Origin of the sequence: Mesorhizobium sp. NZP2234 (assembly GCF_013170765.1) — a bacterium.
GTDB classification, from domain to species: Bacteria; Pseudomonadota; Alphaproteobacteria; order Rhizobiales; family Rhizobiaceae; genus Mesorhizobium; species Mesorhizobium loti_D.
In genome coordinates this window covers 2,952,411-2,971,784 of record NZ_CP033364.1, presented here as the reverse complement: position 1 = coordinate 2,971,784, position 19,374 = coordinate 2,952,411, and the positions used below count along the sequence as shown (strand labels likewise).

Genomic DNA, 19,374 nt, shown 5'->3' with positions numbered 1-19,374 from the left:
CGGATCAGCCGCGCCGAGCATGCCCGGCCGCGCGCGACCAGACTTACGCAGGCCGGATCGATCGAGCATCCGAACCTTGACTGCACGGGGGCGTGCGGTCTCTTGTCCCAGCGCGGAAGGCAAGGGAGATGCCCACCTGGAAAAGATCATCCTGGACCGCGACCCCGGATATGATGACGCCATCGCCATCCTGCTGGCCGCCGGCAATCCGAACATCGATCTCCTCGGCCGCCGGCCCGGCCTTCTCAGCTCTGGTCCAGCTTCGTCCGATTGCGCCGATGGCATTCACGATCGCGTCGGCGGCTTGGCGATCAAGCGCGATCTCTACCATGCCTTCGGTCGTCTGGATCGAGAGGATACCGAGCGTACCCCTGTCATCCTCGACGGTGCTGACGTGGATTTCAGTTGGCACGAAAGGCCGTGCCTTGTCCTTACGCTTCATCGGATACCCACATCATCGAGCAGCCGACAATCGTGCAACTTTTTGACACATACAAGCCAGCTCAGGTTGAATCTCGCCCGGGGTGAAGATCTCCCGCGTGGCCGCCCGCTTCATGGCTCGGTGCCGCCCGGGCGTCGCACCTGTCACAGCACATTCATTGTTGACGGATATTTTGTCGACACGTCGTTTTCAGCTGCGATGCAGGAAGCGCCATGCCTGTTCACCCTCGGTATGATAGCGGTTGCCTAAAAACCTCCGTGGAGCTGTCGGAGGGTTTTGGTGGTTGGTTTGTCCGCGTATGCGAGAACGACCAGGAAATTTTCCATCAATTCAGGCGTGAGCGCGATGCGATCGCCTTCGCGGGCACGCAGCGCAAGCGCCTTGGGCTGCCCCGTCCGCCGGAGCGGGCAGCAGCCGACGGCCGCAAGACGGTCGGGAAGATCAACCAGATAGCGAATGTGCTAAGAACCAGGGGGCTCGGTCGGTTCGTCCAGTTGTCGCGACACTGATCGAGGAGTGCCAGGCGTCCGCAACTCGCGTCGGGCTTTTCATGTTTTCTGATACGGCTTCCTTTACACGGCCGGCGGAAGCCGGCTTGATCGATCCGCCAATGGCAACACGGAGGATCCAAGCTCGAGGCCGGTCTGGCCCGAACTCAGTGCGCCACGCCATCCGAAGCGTGCAAGAGCCGCCACGCCGAACCAACTCGCCCGTCGAATTGCGCCGCAAAACGCTCCGCCGCCACATCCTCCAGGCCGTCATCGACGAGCGCCTCGATGCTTCGCCGCATCAGGGCGAGCTGCATCCGCCTGGCGTGCTCGAGGTCGGCCTCTCGCATGATTTCCGTCACGTGGTAGGCGATGACGGGTTGGCCGAGGCACGACACAAGCGCGTTGGCCTCGGCTGTTACAGTGGTCACCGCGTCTTCGATCTTCATTGTGGCGATCCTCATCAAGAATGATGCTGACGCCTCCCCGCAAGGCGACGGTGGTCCGTCGCTTCTTCTTTTGATTTCAGACTGCCGCGCGACCGAAGGCTGCGCGCCAGGCCAATAATTGCTGTCTTCTTAGGTCCCTCGAGCAGCCTCGTTGGCCAAAACAATATCCGCCAAATTTGATTCAAAGGCGAACTGATAGTTAACTGATGGTTAATGACGGCACTTGCGGTCCCTCCCCGGTAAGGATGTTTCGCCTCCACGTTTCCTGCCGCGCAATAGCCGCAAAGCTGCCCGATGGCTGCCTGGCCTGTTGATCGCCACAAAGAAAGGTTCTGTCATGCGGTTGGTCTGGACGGTCATGTTTGCACTCGCCAGCGGTGTTGCCTTCGCCGCCTCGCCCGAGGACGATTATATCGCCGCGCGCGACAAGGCGATTGCCGAGATCGCGGCGATGGAGAGCACGAACACCGCCGTGGAAACGCTCGACGCGGCCAATGAAAAGGCCCGCGCCGATCTCGAAAAACGTCTCACCGCCCTCCTCGGCCCCTTCACGGTCAAGGATTTCCCGGCCGCCGGCACGATCAATATCGAAAGCCTCAGTTCCTCCGATGTCGGCTTCGGCATGCTCGACGGGCTGCGCCATGGCACCGAGGACGGCCCCAGCATCGTGGCATCGACACGCGGGCTGGTCGAGCGCTGGCTCAAGTCGCGTGCGGCCGAGACGGACGCCGACCTCAAACTGCCCACCAGCTTCGACGCGGCGCTGAAACTCGACGCCTTCTATACCCAGGCCATCGGCAGCGACGCCGCCTTCACCGGCACGCTCGACTTCGCGCTGAAGACGCCTGATGGCGCCGATATGGCGATCGCGCGGCTCGGCGGCTGGGCACAGGATATCGGGCCGAACTACGACCAGGAGGTCATCGTCACGATCGTTAAGGGCAACAGCGTCCTGATCGCCGAGGCGCCCGCGGCGCCGCCGGTCCCGAAGATCGCGGCCTGCGACGCCGTCTGGACCGCCGCCGACGCCGCCGCCCAGAAACTGGCCAAGCAGGCCACCGACGACAGCGACGAAAACACATCCGATGCCGCCAACGCCGCCTGGACGAAAGGCGACGACGACTTCCGCGCCTGCATGGGCAAGAACCTGCCTGGCACCCCGGCCTTCCCCGCGCTGCTCGCCCAGGCGCAGACGCTGGCGGATCACATGGCGGGGAAATAAGGGGCAACGTCGGCGCTGCCCCTCACCTGCCTGCCTGTCCAGCCGATAGATGGGTAACACTTTAAACCGGATACATGGGTAACACTTCTCCCTCTATGTGTCAGCCGCGGCGCCAAGCGGTTTGGTTGGCGCGGCGATCCATAAATTGGCGACTCGTCCTTGTTGCCCTCGCATCCCACCACCATATCGTCGGCGCGCTGGCACGCTGACGCAGTTGCCAGCACCGCAAAAAATGGTTGAAAGGAAGTCCTGAACGCGCCCCGGCGCGGCGGGCGGATGAAAAGCGTGGGAAAACCGGAATGACGACGGATACGAAAACGACGGAAACCAGGGCGTTCGAGGCGGATGTTTCGCGGCTGCTGCACATGATGGTGCATTCGGTCTATTCCGATAAGGACGTCTTCCTGCGCGAGCTGATTTCCAACGCGGCTGATGCCTGCGAGAAACTGCGCTTCGAGGCTGTCAGCCGCCCGGAGCTTCTGGCCGACGATCCCAAGCCGCGCATCTCGATCTCGGCTGACGCGGACAACAAGCAGATCACCGTCGAGGACAACGGCATCGGCATGAGCCGCGACGACATGGCCGAGGCGCTGGGCACGATCGCCCGCTCCGGCACCCGCGCCTTCATCGAGCGCGTCGGCTCCGGCACCGAGGACACGCAGCTCATCGGCCAGTTCGGTGTCGGCTTCTACTCCGCCTTCATGGTGGCCGACCGGGTCGATGTCATCAGCCGCCTGGCGGGAAGCGAGGAAGCCTGGCGCTGGTCGTCGGACGGCAAGGGGTCCTATGAGATCGCGCCCGCCCCGCTCGAAGCCGCGCCGAAACGCGGCACCCGCGTCGTGCTGCATCTCATGGACGATGCCGTCTCCTACACCGGATCCTACCGGCTCGAGCAGCTGGCCAAGTCGCAGTCGGGCCATGTGCCGGTGCCGATCACGCTCATCGAGAAGCCCGGCGCCGAGGCGCGCGACATCGCCGACGGCACGGCACTCTGGGTCAGGCCGAAAAGCGAGATCAAGCCCGAGGAATATACGGACTTCTATCGCGGCGTCGCCGGCCAGTATGACGAGCCGGCCGCCACCATCCATTTCCGCGCCGAGGGCCGGCAGGAATATTCGGTGCTCGCCTTCGTGCCGGGCTCGCGTCCGTTCGATCTGTTCGACCAGGACCGCAAGGGCCGCATGAAGCTCTATGTGCGCCGCGTCTTCATCACCGACGATGCCGACCTTCTGCCGCGCTACCTGCGCTTCGTGCGCGGGCTTGTCGATTCCGCCGACCTGCCGCTCAACGTCTCGCGCGAGATGATCCAGGAAAGCCCGCTGCTCGCCTCCATCCGCAAGGGCCTGACCAACCGCGTGCTCGGCGATCTCGCCAAGCTCGCCGAAAACGAGGCCGACGCCTATGCGAAAATCTGGGACAATTTCGGCGTCGTCCTCAAGGAAGGACTCTACGAGGACTATGAGCGCCGCGAGCAATTGCTGAAGCTCGCCCGCTTCCGCTCGACCGCCTCTGGCGAAGCCTGGCGCGGCCTTGCCGACTATGTTGCCGCGATGAAGGAAGGCCAGAAGGCGATCTTCTTCATGGCCGGCGACGACCGCGCCCGGCTCGAAGCCTCGCCGCAGCTCGAAGGGTTCAAGGCGCGCGGCATCGAGGTGCTGTTGCTCACCGATCCGGTCGACAGTTTCTGGGTGACGATGGCGCCCGAATTCGACGGCAAGCCGTTCAAGTCGGTCACGCAGGGCGTGGCCGAGCTGTCCGACATCCCGCTGCTCGACGAAGCCAAGAAGCAGGAGACAGTGGCGACGCCGGAGGTCGACGGCTTCCTGGCCTTCGTCAAGTCCGCCCTTGGCGATGCCGTCTCGGACGTGAAGGCATCGGATCGCCTGACCGAAAGCGCGGTCTGCCTTGTCGCCCCCGAACACGGCCCCGACCGTCAGTTCGAACGGCTGATGAACGCCGCCGGCCGCCTCGACAAGGCGGCCAAGCCCATCCTCGAAATCAACCCGAGGCATGAGCGCGTGCTGGCGCTCGCTGGCCTCGGCGAGGACGAGCAGGCCTTCAAGGACGATGCCGCCCATCTTCTCTACGACGAGGCGCGCGTGCTCGACGGCGACAAGCCGGCCGACGCCAGGGCGTTCTCGGAACGGCTCGCAAGGCTGATCGCGCGCGGCATCTCGAAGGGCTGAGCAATTCCAGGAAAAGTGTGAACGGTTTTCCCGGGACAAGCGCGTAGCGCTTGCCCTTGGGAATTGCGCCAAACAAAGTGTCAGCGCCGCTTGGCGGCCGGGCCTCATTGCCCCGCTGCAATGGCGGGCATCCGGTTGGGGTGCCTGAGATGGGTCGGCGTGATGCCGGTCTGCTGGCGGAACACCCGGCTGAAATGGCCGGCATTGGTGAAGCCGCAGCGATAGGCGATATCGCCGATCTGCAGGTCGCTGCCTTCGAGCAGCGACTTGGCATGATGCACCCTGAGCGCCAGGTAGGCCGCCATTGGACCGATACCGAGCTCGGTCCCGAACAGCCGCTCGAGCTGGCGCCGCGAGCAATTCAGGCGGTCAGCGATCTCGGTCACCGAGAGCGTCTCCTGAAGGTTGCTCTCCATCAACAGAAGTGCGCGCTTCACCGCGCGGCTCGACGCCTCCGGAAACAGGTCGCCGACGGGCTGCACGTCGCGGCTGCTTCTGATCCGGTCGAGCACCAGGATCTTGGCGGCCTTTTCCGCCGCCTTCTGGCCGATGAACTGGGACACGAAGTGGCCGGCGAGGTCGGCCGCACCCGTGCCGCCGGCGCATGTCGAACGCCCACGGTCGACGGAAAACAGACTGTCGGCATGGGCGTTTACGTCAGGGAATTGGCTGCGAAAGTCCTTGATGTGGAACCAGCTGACGGCCGCGGCGTAGCCGTCGAGCAGGCCGTAGCGCGCCAGCACGAAGCTTCCCGTGCAGAGCGCCGTCAGCGGCACCCCCTTCTCGGCGGCGCGCAGCAGGAACGTTTCCTTGTCCGAGCTCAGGCTGCGGTTGGTGTCGAGCAGGCCGCCGACCACGACGACATTGTCGAAATCCTCCGGATTGCCGATCCCCTTGGTCGGCAGCAATTCGACGCCGCAACTCGCCCGGATCGGCAGGCCGCGTTCGCCGACGATCTCCCAGTCGAACTCGATCCTGCGGCTGCGGTCGCCCTCGTCGCCCGCGAGACGCAGCGTGTCGATGAACAGCGACAGCGGCGACAGCGTGAAGTCGCGAACCAGCAGAAACGCAAACCGCCTTGCCATTGTGTTTCCGGAACCGTCCCCTCGCCCGTGCTGGAGCCTGTTATCACCGATCCGTATTGTTTGGCACAGGCGCCAGCCTCGCGATCCCCAGGAGCGGCCGTCGGATGTCGGAGATGCGACCGACGATCCCCCGGAGAAAGTCGATATCAGGCGCACCGTCGGCCGGATACGGGATGGAACAAAAAGGGCCCGGGCGCCAGGCGCCCGGGCCTTTCTTCAGGGATGTCGCGGGCTCAGTTCTTGCCGACGCCGGCGGCAGCCTGTTCGATCAGCTTGGCGACCGCCGCCGGATCGGAGACATAGACCGCGTGGCTGCCGGGCACTTCCACCGTCGTGGCTCCGGCCCGGGTCGCCATCTGGCGCTGCGCCGGCGGCGGGATCATGTGGTCGTCGGTGGCGACGAGATACCAGCTCGGCTTCACCCTCCAGGCCGGCTTGGTGACCTTGCCTTCCAGTGCCGGGATACCCCACGGCACCTGCGAGTCCGCCATGAAGGCAGCGAGCGAGGGGCGCACATCGGCGGCGAAGGCAGCGGCGAACTTGGCCTTGTCGAGCATCAGGAAGCCGTCGACGGGCGGCAGGATCGGCGGCACCGATGCACCGGGAGGCGGGTTGGCGATCAGGGTCGAGACCGACTCGCCGGCATCCGCCGCGAAGGCCGCGATGTAGACGACACCAGCCACCTTGGGATCGGTGCCGGCTTCCGACACCACCACGCCGCCATAGGAGTGGCCGACCAGGATGACATTGCCCGGAGCGGCGGCGATGGCGCGCTTCGTCACCGCGACATCGTCGGCGAGCGAGGTGGTCGGGTTCTGGACGATGGTGACGTCGTAGCCGTCCTTCTTGAGCTGGTGGTAGACGCCTTCCCAGCCGGAGCCATCGACGAAGCCGCCATGAACGAGGACGACGGAATTTGCGGCATTGTTCGACATTTGAGTTCTCCTTTTCAAAGTGTTGTTTGCGTTGGTTGCAGGAGGACTATGCGACGCGGCCGCCGCGCTCGCTTTGAGGCGGCCTTCAGGACCTCTTGATTTTCCCTTGAGATGGCTTTGATTTTGCGGTCACGACACGGCTACAGTGTCCAGAGTCGCGATTTCCGCCCATCCGGAGCCAGCAATTGCCGTATCTCTTCGAGGATTTCGCTCTGGACGGCGAGCGGCGCGAACTGCGCCGTGGCGATGATCTGGTCCCCGTCGAGCCGCAAGTGTTCGACCTCTTGCAATATCTGATCCGCAATCGCGAGCGGGTGGTGAGCAAGGACGACCTGGTCGACGCTGTCTGGCAGGGGCGCATAGTTTCCGACGCCACGCTGGCCAGCCGCGTCAACGCCGCCCGCAGCGCCCTTCAGGACAATGGCGAGCAGCAGCGCCTGGTCCGCACTATCCTGCGCCGGGGCTTTCGGTTCGTCGGCACCGTGCGCGAGGAGGTCGGCGCCGAGACGATCGCCCCGGTCGAGCAGGCGAAGCCCGGCCTTGGCATTCCGGCCCGCCCCTCCATCGCCGTGCTGCCCTTCGTCAACCTGAGCGGCGATGCCGATCAGGACTATTTTGCCGACGGCATGGTCGAGGACATCATCACCGGTCTGTCGCGCATCCGCTGGCTGTTCGTTATCGCGCGGAATTCTTCGTTCACCTACAAGGGCCGCGCGGTCGATGTGAAGCAGGTCGGGCGCGAGCTCGGCGTGCGCTATGTGCTGGAAGGCAGCGTGCGCAAGGTCGGCAGCCGCGTGCGCATCACCGGCCAGTTGATCGATGCCGAGGATGGCGGCCACCTGTGGGCCGAGCGCTACGACCGCGAGCTGACCGACGTGTTCGCGCTGCAGGACGAGATCACCATCAGCGTCGTCGCGGCCATGGAGCCCAATTTGCGCCGGGCCGAGATCGAACGCGTCAAGCGCCGGCGCCCCGACAGTCTCGACGCCTACGATCTTTTTCTGCGCGCGCTGCCCGACGTCTACACCTTCATGCCGCAGGGCGCCGCCAGGGGCCTGCCCCTGCTCGACCAGGCGCTGGCCATCGAGCCGACCTATGCGCTCGTCCACGGCTTTGCCGCCTGGGCGCACCAGACCCTTTTTATCCGTGGCGGCATGGGGGCGGAGCATAGCCGGAAGGCGTCCCGCCATGCCCATGCGGCGATCGAGCACGGCTCGGGCGACGCCATGGCGCTGGCTTTGGCCGGTTTCACCATCGGGCTGGTCGAGCATGACCGCAGGCTCGCCGACCAGGCGTTTTCGCAGGCGCTCGCGCTCAGCGCCTCATGTGCCTTCGTCTATGCCTTTGGCTGCGTGCCGGTCGCCTATGGCGGCGATGCGACACGGGCCATCGACTGGGGCGAGCAGGCGTTGCGGCTGAATCCGTTGGACGCCATGAACTGCGTCCCGCAAGGCATGATCGGCTTCGGCAATTTTCTCAACGGCCGGCATGAGCAGGCAATCGCGGCCGGCCGGCGGGCGGTGGAGATGAACCCCGGCTTCAGCATCCTGCACGGATGGCTGGCCGCTCCCCTTGCCCGACTCGGCCGGATCGAGGAGGCCAAGGCATCGGCCGCACGGCTGTTGTCGCTTGATCCCCGCTTCACCATCGGCCGCTGGTCCGCCGCCGTCGGACTTGCGCCTGGCATCATCGACGACGTCAGCGACGCCATGCGAACGGCAGGGTTGCCGGCATAGAAGCGATTGCCGTCGGGTAAAAATCAACCAGGTCGGACGGCCACGGCCCCTGTTGCCACGCCGTCCGCCTATCGAGTTTCGTCGTCTATCGCGGCCCGCGGCGCACGGATGTCCACTGGCTCAATCGCCTGGTGTAGACATCGGGCCGTTAATCACCCAATCTTGGCACCGGGAACAAAACAGGCGCTTCAAAGAAAGCGCACCGGGTGGTCATGAAACGACGATGGACATTGTATGATCCGCGGCTGGCCTGGATGCTGGTCGCGCCGGTGCTCCTGCTGCTGATCTTCTTCCTGGTGCTGCCGATCGCCGTGATGGGCGCCTACACCTTTTTCACCTTCGTCACCGCCGGTGTGGAAACGAGCGCGCTGACGACCGCCAACTGGCACGAATTCCTCACCGACAGCTACTATCACGGCTTCCTCCTGAAGACGCTGCGCGTCGGCGCGATGACGGCGCTGCTCTGCGGCGTGCTCGGCTATTTCCCGGCCTATTTCATCTGGGCGACGACCTTCAAGCACAAATGGCTGCTCCTGCTCTTGCTCATCGTGCCGTTCTGGATTTCCTTCACCATCCGCACCTTCTCCTGGATCAACATCCTGGGCGAACAAGGCGTCATCAACGTCGCGCTGCTGAGGATGGGGATCATCAGCGATCCGCTGCCGATGCTCTACAATGAGGGCGCGGTGATCCTGGGACTCCTGCACTTCCTCCTGCCCTACATGATCCTCAACGTCTATGTCAGCCTCGAGGGCATCGACCGCACGCTGATCTCGGCCGCCCGTTCCATGGGCTGCACCAGCGCGCAGGCGTTCCGCGAGGTCACGCTGCCGCTGTCCCTGCCGGGCCTGGCGGCAGGCCTGCTGCTCTGCTTCGTGCTGGCCGCCGGCAGCTACGTGACGCCGCAGCTTCTGGGTTCGGGGCGCGACGCGCTGTTCGGCAATTTGATCTACGACACCATCATGGGCGAGCTGAACTGGCCGATGGGCGCCACGCTTTCGATCGTGCTGTTCCTGGTGCTCGGCTTCTTCGCCGCCATCTACACCCGCTACATGGGCATGTCGCAGATCGTCAAAGGACTTGGTGGATGACGGGGTTGGGCGGATGAAGGCGCGGCGCAAGGAAGAAGGCAGATGGGCCTGGCGGCTGACCGGCTTCGTCACGATCTGCGTCTACATCTTCATGTTCGCGCCGATCGTGGCGACCGTCATCCTGTCGTTCAACGCCTCGATGTTCGGCGGCTTCCCGATGACCGGCTTCTCCCTGCAATGGTACGCCAAGCTGATGACCAACGAGCAGGTGCTGGCCGCCTTCCGCACCTCGCTGTGGATCGCGCTGCTCACCGCCGCCGTCACCACGGCGATAGGCGTGGTCACCGCCTTTGCGCTGGTGCGCTTCGAATTCCCCGGCAAGCAGGCGCTGAGCACGCTGGTGATCCTGCCGGCGCTGGTGCCGGAGACCATCCTGGGCGTCGGCCTTCTGGTGCTGATCAAGGCGGTCGACCAGCCAAGGACCATGCTGCTGCTGGTGCTCGGCCATATCCTGCTCGCCGTGCCCTATGTGGTGCTGATCGCGCAGGCGCGCATGGTCGGCATCCGGCGCGTCTACGAGGAGGCGGCGCTCTCGCTGGGCGCCTCGCGTTTCTCGTCGTTCCGCGAGATCACGCTGCCGCTGCTCATCCCCGCCGTCGTCGGCGGCGCGCTGCTCGCCTTCACCATCTCGTTCGACAACACGTCGGCCAGCCTGTTCTGGCGCCCGGCCGGCGTCGAGACCATGCCCACCCAGATCCTTTCGATGCTCAAGATCTCGATCAGTCCCGAGATCAACGCGCTCGGCACCGTGATGATCCTGGTGACCGTAGGCATCCCGCTGCTCGGCGGCCTGATCCTGCAAAGCCTGACCAGATTGAAAAGACGTGGCGAACCAAAGGAGGAAGCACGATGAAACTGTCCAACGGCAAGCGGCTTGAACGGCTGCATGATCGATATCGAAACGGTGATCTCAGCCGCCGCACTTTCCTGACGCTGACAGCCGCCGCGGCTGCCGCGGCGGGTCTCGACATGCCCTGGATGCGGCAGGCGCTCGCCGCGGTCCAGGAGGTTCGCTTCGACGGCTGGGGCGGCACTGTGCAGGACGCGATCGACAAATACGCCTTCCAGCCCTACACGACCAAGACCAAGATCAAGGTCGTCCAGGGCACGTTCGGCGACGAGGACGAGATCATCACCAAGATCAAGACCTCGAAGCCCGGCGACTACCAGGTCATCCATTCCTCCGGCGTCAACTACTACATCAAATACGTCAATGGCGGCCTGACCTCGGAGATCAACGAGGCCAATATTCCCAACATGGCGAATGTGCTGCAGCCGATGATCGAGCCGTTCCGCAAGCTGACGCCGAAACTTTCGGCCGTGCCTTACGACTACGGCACGACAGGCATCGCCTACAACACCAAGGTGATCTCGCCCGAGGAAGCCAAGGAAAAGGGCGCCGCCCTTTTGCTCGACAAGAAATATGCCGGCAAGGTCGGCGGCTATGACGACATGACCACGCGCGTCTGGTACGCCGCGCTCGCCACCGGGCAGGACCCCAACAACATCAAGGACATGGACACGATCTGGGCCAAGGTGCGCGAGACGCGCGACCTTGCCAAGAAGTTCTGGAGTTCCGGCGCCGAGCTGATGGACCTGCTTTCCAAGGGCGAGATCGTGGTGACCGACGCCTGGTCGGGCCGCGTCGCGGCCTTGCAGGACCAGGGCCATCCGATCGGCTATCTCGATCCGGCCGGCTCCTATGCCTGGATGGAGGACATGCTGATCCTGAAGGGCTCGCCGATGGCCGAGTGCGAGGAGCTGATCAACTTCATGCTCGACCCGGCGACCTCCATCGCGGTGGCCGAGGGCCAGAGCTATCCGCCATCGCTCGACCCGACCAAGGTCAAGCTCACCGAGAAGATCGAGAAGCTGCCGGCCTTCGACAAGACCGGCACGATGAAGTCGCTGACCTTCGCCGACCCGGTCTACTGGGCGACCAACGAGGACGCCTGGACCAAGCAGTGGAACAGGATCTCGAAAGGTGCCTGACAGAAACGACCTTTCAGAATTGCCCCGGCCGGAAGCGGCCGGGGCGACGCTGTCCGGCGCGGGCAAGGCCGCATCGGACAGCGCCGAAGCGAGCCAGCCGGCGGTCGAGTTTCGCAACATCGACATCGCCTATGGCAAGTTCGTCGCCGTGCGCGATTTCTCGCTGTCGATCCGCAAGGGCTCCTTCGTCACGCTGCTCGGCCCTTCGGGCTGCGGCAAGACCACGATCCTGCGCTCCATCGCCGGCCTGGTCGATATTTCAGGCGGCCAGATCATGATCGACGGGCGCCGGGTCGACGACGTGCCGATCTACAAGCGCAACATCGGCCTTGTCTTCCAGAGCTACGCGCTGTTCCCGCACAAGACCGTGTTCGACAACGTCGCCTTCGGCCTGAAATACCGCAACGTGCCGAAGCCGGAAATCGTGCGCAGGGTCGGCAAGGCGCTCGAAATGGTGCGGCTGCCGGGCAGCGAGAAGAAACTGCCCTCGCAATTGTCGGGCGGCCAGCAGCAGCGCATCGCGCTTGCCCGCGCCATCGTCTTCGAGCCGCAGGTGCTTTTGCTCGACGAGCCGCTATCGGCCTTGGATGCCAACATGCGCGAGGAAATGCGCGTCGAGATCAAGAAGATCCAGAAGGAAACCGGCATCACCGCCATCTTCGTCACCCACGACCAGGAAGAAGCGCTCTCCATGTCGGACCGCATCGTGGTGATGAACGCGGGATCGGCCGAGCAGATCGGCACGCCCGAGGAAGTCTACGAGCGGCCCGCCACCGCCTTCGTCGCCGATTTCCTCGGCAAGGCCAACATGCTGGCCGGCACCGTGAGCGGATCCGGCAAGGCAACGGCTGTGGTGCTTGCCAGCGGCCAGACGGTCAACGTGGCCTGTCCTAGGCAGCTTGCCGACGGCAGCAAGGTCACCGTTGTGGTGCGGCCGCAGAAACTGACGGTCGGCGCTGCGGCGGGCGCCAACCATCTGTCCGGCCGCGTCGTCTCGGCGTCATATCTGGGCGGCAGCGCCATCTACGAGATCGACATCGGCGGCAAGACCAGCATCCGCGCCAACGCAACGATCACTGGCCGGGTCCTTCGCGAAGGCGAGACGATCGACCTCGGATTCGATCCCGAGGGCTGCGTTCTGCTCGACGAGGACGGTCAGCGCATCTCGTGATGCATGTCGCCCAGGAGTTGGCACGGCCTGCTGCTGCGGTAGCACCTATGCGCTGGCCGAGCGCGCTGTCGTAGCCACGTCCACCCACCATCGATTGACGACTTCCGGGCTTGTCAGCTGCGTCTGCTTCGAAGCCTCGATCTGTTCTTGGCGATACTCGGTAGCGGTCATATCGAACCGCTGGCGAAACGCGCGACTGAAATGCGCTTCGCTGTTGAAGCCGAGATCGGCTGCAATTCGCGACAGTTTGCGCGTTTCGAGAGGATCGCTCAGCGCTGCCCGCACGGCAATCAGCCGACGCTCCTGGACGTAACGCATGATGCCTCCGTGAGGGGCGAAAACGCGGTAAAGCGTGGCCCGCGATATGCCAAGCTTTTCGGCCAGGAAATCCGGCGACAGTTTGCCAATGGCGAGATTGTCGCGAATTGCCGTTTGCGCCAGTGACAGAAAATCATCATCGGCATCTTGAGCATTTCGCGATGTGAAATCCGCGTGGCCGAACAAGCGCCTGAGAAAATCCGCCGTATCGGAAACAGTGCTCGCGATCTCGTCTTCCGAGATCTGCGAACTCCGCTCCTGAAGCGACCGGATGTGGGCGGCGAGCAGTTCGTTGCGAGGCGGATCGAGGCGAGCCTTCAGGGTGCCGGGTGCCATGTCGGGCAGCATCGTTCGGGGAACGACGAGCGACAATGTGTTGGAGGCGAACGCCCGCGTCCTGACCTCGTGCGCCAGATCGATGACCGCGACCTTTCCCGGACCGATCGAAGCCTGCTCTCCTGAGATCAGACCGTTGAAGCCGCCGCTAAGATAGAGGTGCAACAAGATGTGGTCTGGAGTGGCGGCGATACGTTCGGCGTCGCGGACAAACATCTGCGGCTCGAACGCCACCTTAGCGATGATCATGTCGCCCAGGATCGCTCCGTTCGCCGATCCGGTGGGCAGGATTTTGCTTCGGGCCCAAGGGCGTGGCTCGAACAGGGGGGACAACACCGCGCTCCACGTGGCGAAGGCTATATCCGCATCCAACCCAGTCGTTACGTAATAGAGCCGAGGTACAGCCATGCTTAGATATATTCTTCTTCGCTTATGTTCGGCCCACAAAAGAAAGTGGCTAGATCAAGTTCGAAACACCAATCCGCTGGGAATCGCGAGGGCACCGATCGAATTAACGCCTCTGGTAGCTGTCCGTTCCGACATGCGAAGCGGAGCCACTGTTCGATATTCCGCGAATTGATTGATCGAGCGTCTCAAGGCGACGCTTTTGCCGAAAGCGCGCTTTTCCGGCTGCTGACATCGACGCCGAACTCATGTTTCAACCGCCTTGAGATTGGGAATCTCGCCGCGATGGCGGCGTGTGCTTGGGTGGGTAAATTGCATATTTTTTCTGACGTGGTGGCTTTCGGCTCTCGTGCCGCGAAGATGTCCTCTCATTGGTCAATGGCGGGCAGCCCTCAAGGGCGATCCATTCTCGCCGCGAACCGCGCCAAGGTCGTTGCAAATCACGGCTGGCGTCAAGGCCTTCTTGTCTGCACCGCGCTTGCCGGTGTTGTGCTGATCGCGAACGACGCGGTTGCGCAATCGGTTGGCGGCCGCGGCGGCAATGGAAATGCCGGCAACCAGGGCGGAGCGGGCCAGACCTTCGGAGTTGCTGGCACGCCAGGCCAAGGCAACACGCTATTCTACCCGGGCGGCGGCGGCGGCGGCGGCGCGGCGGCAGCCGGCGGTGCGGGCGGCGACGGCACCAGCTTTGCGGGCGGCGGCGGCGGGGCGGGCGGCACGAACGGCGATATTGCCAGTCCCGTTGGCGGGAATGGCGGGAATGGCGGCAACACCAATTATGGCGGCGGTGGCGGTGGTGGCGGCGGCGGCCACGGCGTTCTTCTCGCGTCGCCCGGCGCCCAGTTGCTATCGGCCACCGGCGGCAATGGCGGCGCGGGCGGCACCGCGGAGGTCGGCGCCGCGGGCGGCGGCGGTTCGGGCGGCTACGGCATCGGCTCGACCGTCGGCACGTCGTTCCTGAACATATTGGGCACGGTGAAGGGTGGCGACGGCGGTGCCGGCGGCAATGGCGTCAGCTACGGCGGCGGCGGCGGCTCCAGCGGGAGCGGCGGCGATGGCGGCGGCGGCATCTATTTCGGATCGGCCGGATCGAGACTCAATCTGATCGCCGGCTCGATTACCGGCGGCAATGGCGGCGCCGGAGGCACTGGTGGATATAGCAACGGCGCATCGGGCCGAGGCGGAAATGGCGCCGACTTCATGGGGTCGGACGGCAATGTCGCCGACATCGCGCAGGGCACCATCATCCAGGGCGGCATTGGCGGGGCGGGCGCGGCCGGTGGCGCCGGCATCGTCGGCAGCGGCATTGCGGTCACCAATCTCGGCACGATCTCCGGCGGTCTGTCGAATCTCGGCGCATCCGGCGCTGTTCGAGCCGACGCGATTACGTTCACCGGCGGCAGCAACAGCCTGACGCTTGGCAATACCAGCTCGACCGGAACGATCAACGGCGGCATCGGCATCACCGGGACACTTGCCATCGATCCAGGCACGGCAGCCGGCGCCAGCGTCACGCTCGGCAACGTCATACACGATGCCACGGCTGCGGGCGGCATCATCAAGTCCGGAGCCGGCACGCTGGTGCTGACAGGTGCGAACACCTACACGGGCGGCACCACCTTCGCGGCCGGGATTCTGAACGCCGGAAGCGCGGGCGCGCTCGGCACATCAGGCGCACTCAGCTTCACCGGCGGTACGCTGCAATACAGCGCCTTGAACCAGGTCGACTATTCGAGCCGGCTCTCGACCGCCGCCGGCCAGAAAGTCAGCGTCGACACCAACGGCCAGAACGTCACCTGGGCGTCGGATCTGGTGTCGTCCGGCGGCAGCCTCGCCAAGTCGGGCACCGGCACGCTGACGCTGACCGGCAACAACGATCTCAGCGGCGGCGTAACGTTCGCTGCCGGGACGATCAATCTTGGCAGTGCCGGCGCGCTGGGAAGCACCGGCACCCTCACCTTCGGCACGTTCGGAGGAGGCAAGCTGCAATACAGCGCCGACAATCAAGCCGACATTTCGAGCCGGATTTCAACCGCCGCGAACCAGTTCATCGGCATCGACACCAATGGACAGAACGTCACCTTCGCCACGACGATAGCGGCTACCGGCAGCAGCACGCTGGGAAAATTTGGCGCGGGGACGCTGACATTGACCGCCGAGAATGCGACGCGTCTGCGCATCGACGGCGGCTCGGTCGTGTTGACGGGCAATGGAAGCATCGCCGGCGACGTGTATTTCACGGGCGGCGGCCTGTCTTCCGTGCTGGACATTTCGCAGACAAATTCCGGCGCAACGATCGGCGGTCTTTCTCGCCTCGGTCTGCCTGACACGGCTTCCGGAACCATCAAGCTCGGCAGCAAGACACTGACGATCAACGGCGGCGGTCTGCCCAGCAGCTTTATGGGCGTCATCGAAGGAACCGGCGGCGTCACGGTCGCCGACGGATATCTGAATCTTGGCAACACGAACACCTATACCGGCTCGACAACGGTAGGGTACGGCTATCTGGGGATTTACTCGGACGATGCCATCGCCGCTTCGAGCGAGCTCAACCTCACTGGCGAGGGTCAAGTCGAGTTTGGCTCGGCGACCGGCACGATACAGACCTTGCGCGGCGTTGCCGCCAGCACGGTGTACATACTAGACAAACTCAAGATCACGAACGGCTCGACCTCCTATGCCGGCGTGCTTGCCGACTCCTACGATCCCGCCGGCCTCATCATCGAAGGAGGCCATCAGACGCTCGACGGCATCAACACCTACACCGGCACCACCACGGTCGAAGACGGCGGCACGCTCACGGTCAACGGCTCGATCGCTTCATCCTCGATGACAACGGTCAACGCCGGCGGCACGCTTGGCGGCATCGGCACGGTTGGAAACGTCACCATCGATGGCGGCACGCTGGCGCCGGGCAGTGCAACCGGCACGCTGACGGTGCAGGGCGACCTGTCGATGACATCCGCGTCGACCTATCTCGTGGACGTGTCGCCGGCCAGCGCGGCGCGCGTCGATATCACCGGCACGGCCAGCCTCAACGACGCGACATTGCGGACATCCTACGCTCCGGGCAGCTACGTCGCGCGACAATATACGATCATGACCGCCGCCGGCGGCGTCGACGGCACGTTCAGCGGGCCGGTCAGCAGCAACATACCTTTGTCGCTCTCGCAGACCGTGAACTATGATCCCGAAGGCACCGCTGTTTATCTCAATACCAAGCTGAATTTCGTCGTGCCGGGTGGCCTGAACGGCAATCAGCAGTCGGTCGCCAATGCGCTGACCGGCTATTTCGACAGCACCGGCGGCATTCCGGTGGCCTTCGCGGCGCTTGGCGCGGCCGGCCTGTCCCAGGCCGCCGGCGAGACCGCGATCGGATTGCAGCAGACGACCTTCAGCGCCATGGACCAGTTCCTGGGCGTTCTGGGCGACAGCTCCGTTCATGGCCGCGCTCATGGCGGCGACATCACCGCGTCGATCGGCGATGCACCTTCATCACGCTGGACTGTCTGGGCAGCCCCCTTCGGCTCCTCGCAGACATCCGACGGTGATGCTGGCCAGGGCAGCAGCAACTTGACCACCCGGCTCTACGGCTTGGCGGGCGGTGCCGACTACCGCCTTTCGCCCGATACGCTCGCCGGCTTCGCCTTGGCCGCCGGCGCGACAAACTTCAGCGTCGGCGATTACGGCTCGGGAAGAACCGACCTGTTCCAGGCCGGCGCCTTCATCCGCCACGACATCGGCGCTGCCTATGTCGATGCATCGCTTGCCTATGGCTGGCAGGACGCAACGACGCAGCGTTCGGTCGGTGCCGACCGGCTCGAGGCGCGCCTACACCCGCAAGCATTCGCCGGGCGCCTGGAAGGCGGCTACCGTTTCGACACGCCATGGGTCGAGCTGACACCTTACACCGCCGCGCAATTCGCGACCTTGTCGTTGCCAGCCTACAGCGAAACCGCGAAATCCGGCGCTGACACGTTCGCGTTGAACTACGACTCGAAGAACATCACCGCGACTCGGGCGGAGCTTGGGATGCGGACCAACATGTCTTTCGCAGTCGAGGACAAGATTTTTACGCTGCGCAGCCGTGTCGCCTGGGCGCATGACTTCAACGCGGATCGCAATATCACGGCGACCTTCGAGGCTTTGCCGGGTGCTACCTTTGTCGCCAGCGGGGCGGCACGAGCGGCCGACGCCTTGCTGACCTCGGCATCCGCGGAGCTCAAATTCAACAATGGCTGGACGCTATCGGGGACGGTTGACGGTGAGTTCTCCAAGGCCACGCGCAGCTATGCAGGGCGGGGTGCCGTGCGGTACGCGTGGTAAGGAGCAGGACATCGGGCCGCTTCCAGGCGGCCCGATGTCCACCTGGCTCCCGCATCCCGCTGGCCGGCTCGAACAGCTATGGAAGCCGGCCGGCGAGCGGTGGAGATGAACCCTGGCTTCAGCATGCTGCATGGATGGCTGCCCCCTCCCCTTGCCGGGCTTGGACGGATCGAGGAAGCAAAGACGGCGGCCGCGCGGCGGCTGGCGCTCGACCGCATTTCATGATGGGCGGCCAGTCGGCGGCGGTGGGACTGGCGCCGGAGATCAGAGCAGTTCGCCGTTTCCGTGAAACGGTGAAATGCTCTAGACCTGCGGTTCCGTCTTCGATCCTGGGCGACCTTGCCCCAGGCGCGGCTCCGTCCCGGCCATGAGCCGCCGGATGTTGGCGCGATGGCGCGCGATCACATAGAGCCCGCCGGCAATCACCAGCAGCCGGTAGGGCAAGGGCTGCTCCAGGGCGCAGGCCAGAGCGATCGCGGTCAACGCCGCCAGCATTGAGCTCAGGGAAACAATTCGGGAAATAGCCAGCACGACACAGAAAACCGCCGCGGCCCCCAGGCCGATCGGCCAGGACAGCGCCAGAAGCACGCCAAGCCCTGTCGCCGCGGATTTGCCGCCGGTGAAATTCAGCCAGATCGAACGGCCATGCCCCAGCAGCACGGCAAGTCCGGCGAGGCAGACGGCCCAGGACACAAAGCCTTGCGGGTCAGATCCCGCCGGTGGCGTGAGGAACGCATGGAGCCAGCGGGCAAACACAATCGCCGCCACGCCCTTCAGCACATCGACCAGCAGCACAGCCAGGGCAGGCCCTTTGCCCAGCGTTCTCAACACGTTGGTGGCGCCGGTGGATCTGGAGCCATGCTCCCGGATGTCGATGCCGCCCAGCAGTTTCCCCGCCAGATAGCCCGTGGGGATCGAGCCGAAGAGATAGGCAATCGCCAGTCCAGCCACGCTCGCTATCCAGAACACCATGATGGTCACCCCGTTGCGGATCAATCGCTCCACCCTTATATAGCCCGTGTCGGAAAAGGCAGGGTTGGTTTGGTAAGCCCAACTCGTCTCGGTAACGAGAGCTCTGGTCTTTGGCTTCGTGCACGAGATCCCCACGACGAACATCGGACGCTGTTGAGCGTCCAATCGTTCGTCCGTGTGGCTCTCAACCCGAGGAACGCTCCGGTCGAACACATCGACC

At 64.4% G+C, this 19,374-nt stretch carries 14 protein-coding genes; 9 read left to right on the top strand and 5 right to left on the bottom strand.

The genetic code is table 11. The annotated features are described in order from the left end of the window. Window positions 1-76: 76 nt before the first annotated feature. Window positions 77-691 (top strand): hypothetical protein, encoded by a 615-nt coding sequence (locus tag EB230_RS14640; RefSeq protein ID WP_172370954.1) that lies wholly within the window; start codon window positions 77-79, stop codon window positions 689-691. 406 nt (window positions 692-1,097) lie between these two features. On the opposite strand, the gene EB230_RS14635 is transcribed toward EB230_RS14640, so the two are convergent. Further along, window positions 1,098-1,379: a hypothetical protein gene (locus EB230_RS14635; protein ID WP_245303351.1), complete on the bottom strand. Its 282-nt coding sequence runs from the start codon at window positions 1,377-1,379 to the stop codon at window positions 1,098-1,100. 358 nt (window positions 1,380-1,737) lie between these two features. Between EB230_RS14635 and EB230_RS14630 the strand changes: the two genes are divergently transcribed. Then, the gene (locus tag EB230_RS14630) at window positions 1,738-2,601 is read left to right on the top strand and encodes a hypothetical protein (RefSeq protein WP_246738962.1); all 864 of its coding nucleotides are present in this window, start codon (window positions 1,738-1,740) and stop codon (window positions 2,599-2,601) included. Window positions 2,602-2,900: 299 nt separating this feature from the next. Next, on the top strand, window positions 2,901-4,787 hold the full coding sequence (htpG, locus tag EB230_RS14625) for a molecular chaperone HtpG (RefSeq protein ID WP_065005295.1): 1,887 nt from the start codon (window positions 2,901-2,903) through the stop codon (window positions 4,785-4,787). Window positions 4,788-4,891: 104 nt separating this feature from the next. Here the strand turns inward: htpG and EB230_RS14620 are convergent, their stop codons facing one another. Both EB230_RS14620 and EB230_RS14615 read right to left on the bottom strand, forming a co-directional pair. Further along, window positions 4,892-5,872, bottom strand: a complete 981-nt coding sequence (locus EB230_RS14620; RefSeq protein WP_172372891.1) for a GlxA family transcriptional regulator — start codon at window positions 5,870-5,872, stop codon at window positions 4,892-4,894. A 233-nt stretch (window positions 5,873-6,105) separates the two neighbouring features. After that, window positions 6,106-6,807, bottom strand: coding sequence for an alpha/beta hydrolase (locus EB230_RS14615; RefSeq protein ID WP_065005293.1), 702 nt, complete (start codon window positions 6,805-6,807; stop codon window positions 6,106-6,108). Between the two features lie 185 nt (window positions 6,808-6,992). On the opposite strand from EB230_RS14615, the gene EB230_RS14610 reads away from it, so the two are divergent. The 5 genes from EB230_RS14610 to EB230_RS14590 all read left to right on the top strand — a co-directional run bounded on the left by EB230_RS14610 (window position 6,993) and on the right by EB230_RS14590 (window position 12,797). Next, window positions 6,993-8,543 (top strand): winged helix-turn-helix domain-containing tetratricopeptide repeat protein, encoded by a 1,551-nt coding sequence (locus EB230_RS14610; protein WP_172372889.1) that lies wholly within the window; start codon window positions 6,993-6,995, stop codon window positions 8,541-8,543. Window positions 8,544-8,755: 212 nt separating this feature from the next. After that, window positions 8,756-9,634, top strand: coding sequence for an ABC transporter permease (locus tag EB230_RS14605; RefSeq protein ID WP_172372887.1), 879 nt, complete (start codon window positions 8,756-8,758; stop codon window positions 9,632-9,634). A gap of 13 nt (window positions 9,635-9,647) precedes the next feature. Further along, window positions 9,648-10,487 carry an ABC transporter permease gene (locus EB230_RS14600; protein ID WP_056571177.1) on the top strand — a complete coding sequence of 280 codons (840 nt, stop codon included), beginning with the start codon at window positions 9,648-9,650 and terminating at the stop codon, window positions 10,485-10,487. Next, window positions 10,484-11,626: an ABC transporter substrate-binding protein gene (locus EB230_RS14595; RefSeq protein ID WP_081294864.1), complete on the top strand. Its 1,143-nt coding sequence runs from the start codon at window positions 10,484-10,486 to the stop codon at window positions 11,624-11,626. Before EB230_RS14600 ends, EB230_RS14595 begins: the two co-directional genes overlap by 4 nt. Continuing rightward, window positions 11,619-12,797: an ABC transporter ATP-binding protein gene (locus tag EB230_RS14590; RefSeq protein ID WP_081294863.1), complete on the top strand. Its 1,179-nt coding sequence runs from the start codon at window positions 11,619-11,621 to the stop codon at window positions 12,795-12,797. The genes EB230_RS14595 and EB230_RS14590 overlap by 8 nt, the downstream gene beginning before the upstream one ends. A 45-nt stretch (window positions 12,798-12,842) precedes the next feature. Here the strand turns inward: EB230_RS14590 and EB230_RS14585 are convergent, their stop codons facing one another. Beyond that, entirely contained in the window at window positions 12,843-13,859 is a 1,017-nt protein-coding gene (locus EB230_RS14585; protein WP_172375084.1) for a helix-turn-helix domain-containing protein, read from the bottom strand. Window positions 13,860-14,234: 375 nt separating this feature from the next. Here EB230_RS14585 and EB230_RS14580 point away from each other — a divergent pair, with 375 nt between their 5' ends. Beyond that, window positions 14,235-18,182 (top strand): autotransporter domain-containing protein, encoded by a 3,948-nt coding sequence (locus EB230_RS14580; RefSeq protein ID WP_172372885.1) that lies wholly within the window; start codon window positions 14,235-14,237, stop codon window positions 18,180-18,182. 303 nt (window positions 18,183-18,485) lie between these two features. Here EB230_RS14580 and plsY read toward each other — a convergent pair whose 3' ends face one another. Continuing rightward, window positions 18,486-19,154: a glycerol-3-phosphate 1-O-acyltransferase PlsY gene (gene plsY, locus EB230_RS14575; protein ID WP_172375082.1), complete on the bottom strand. Its 669-nt coding sequence runs from the start codon at window positions 19,152-19,154 to the stop codon at window positions 18,486-18,488. Window positions 19,155-19,374: the final 220 nt, after the last annotated feature.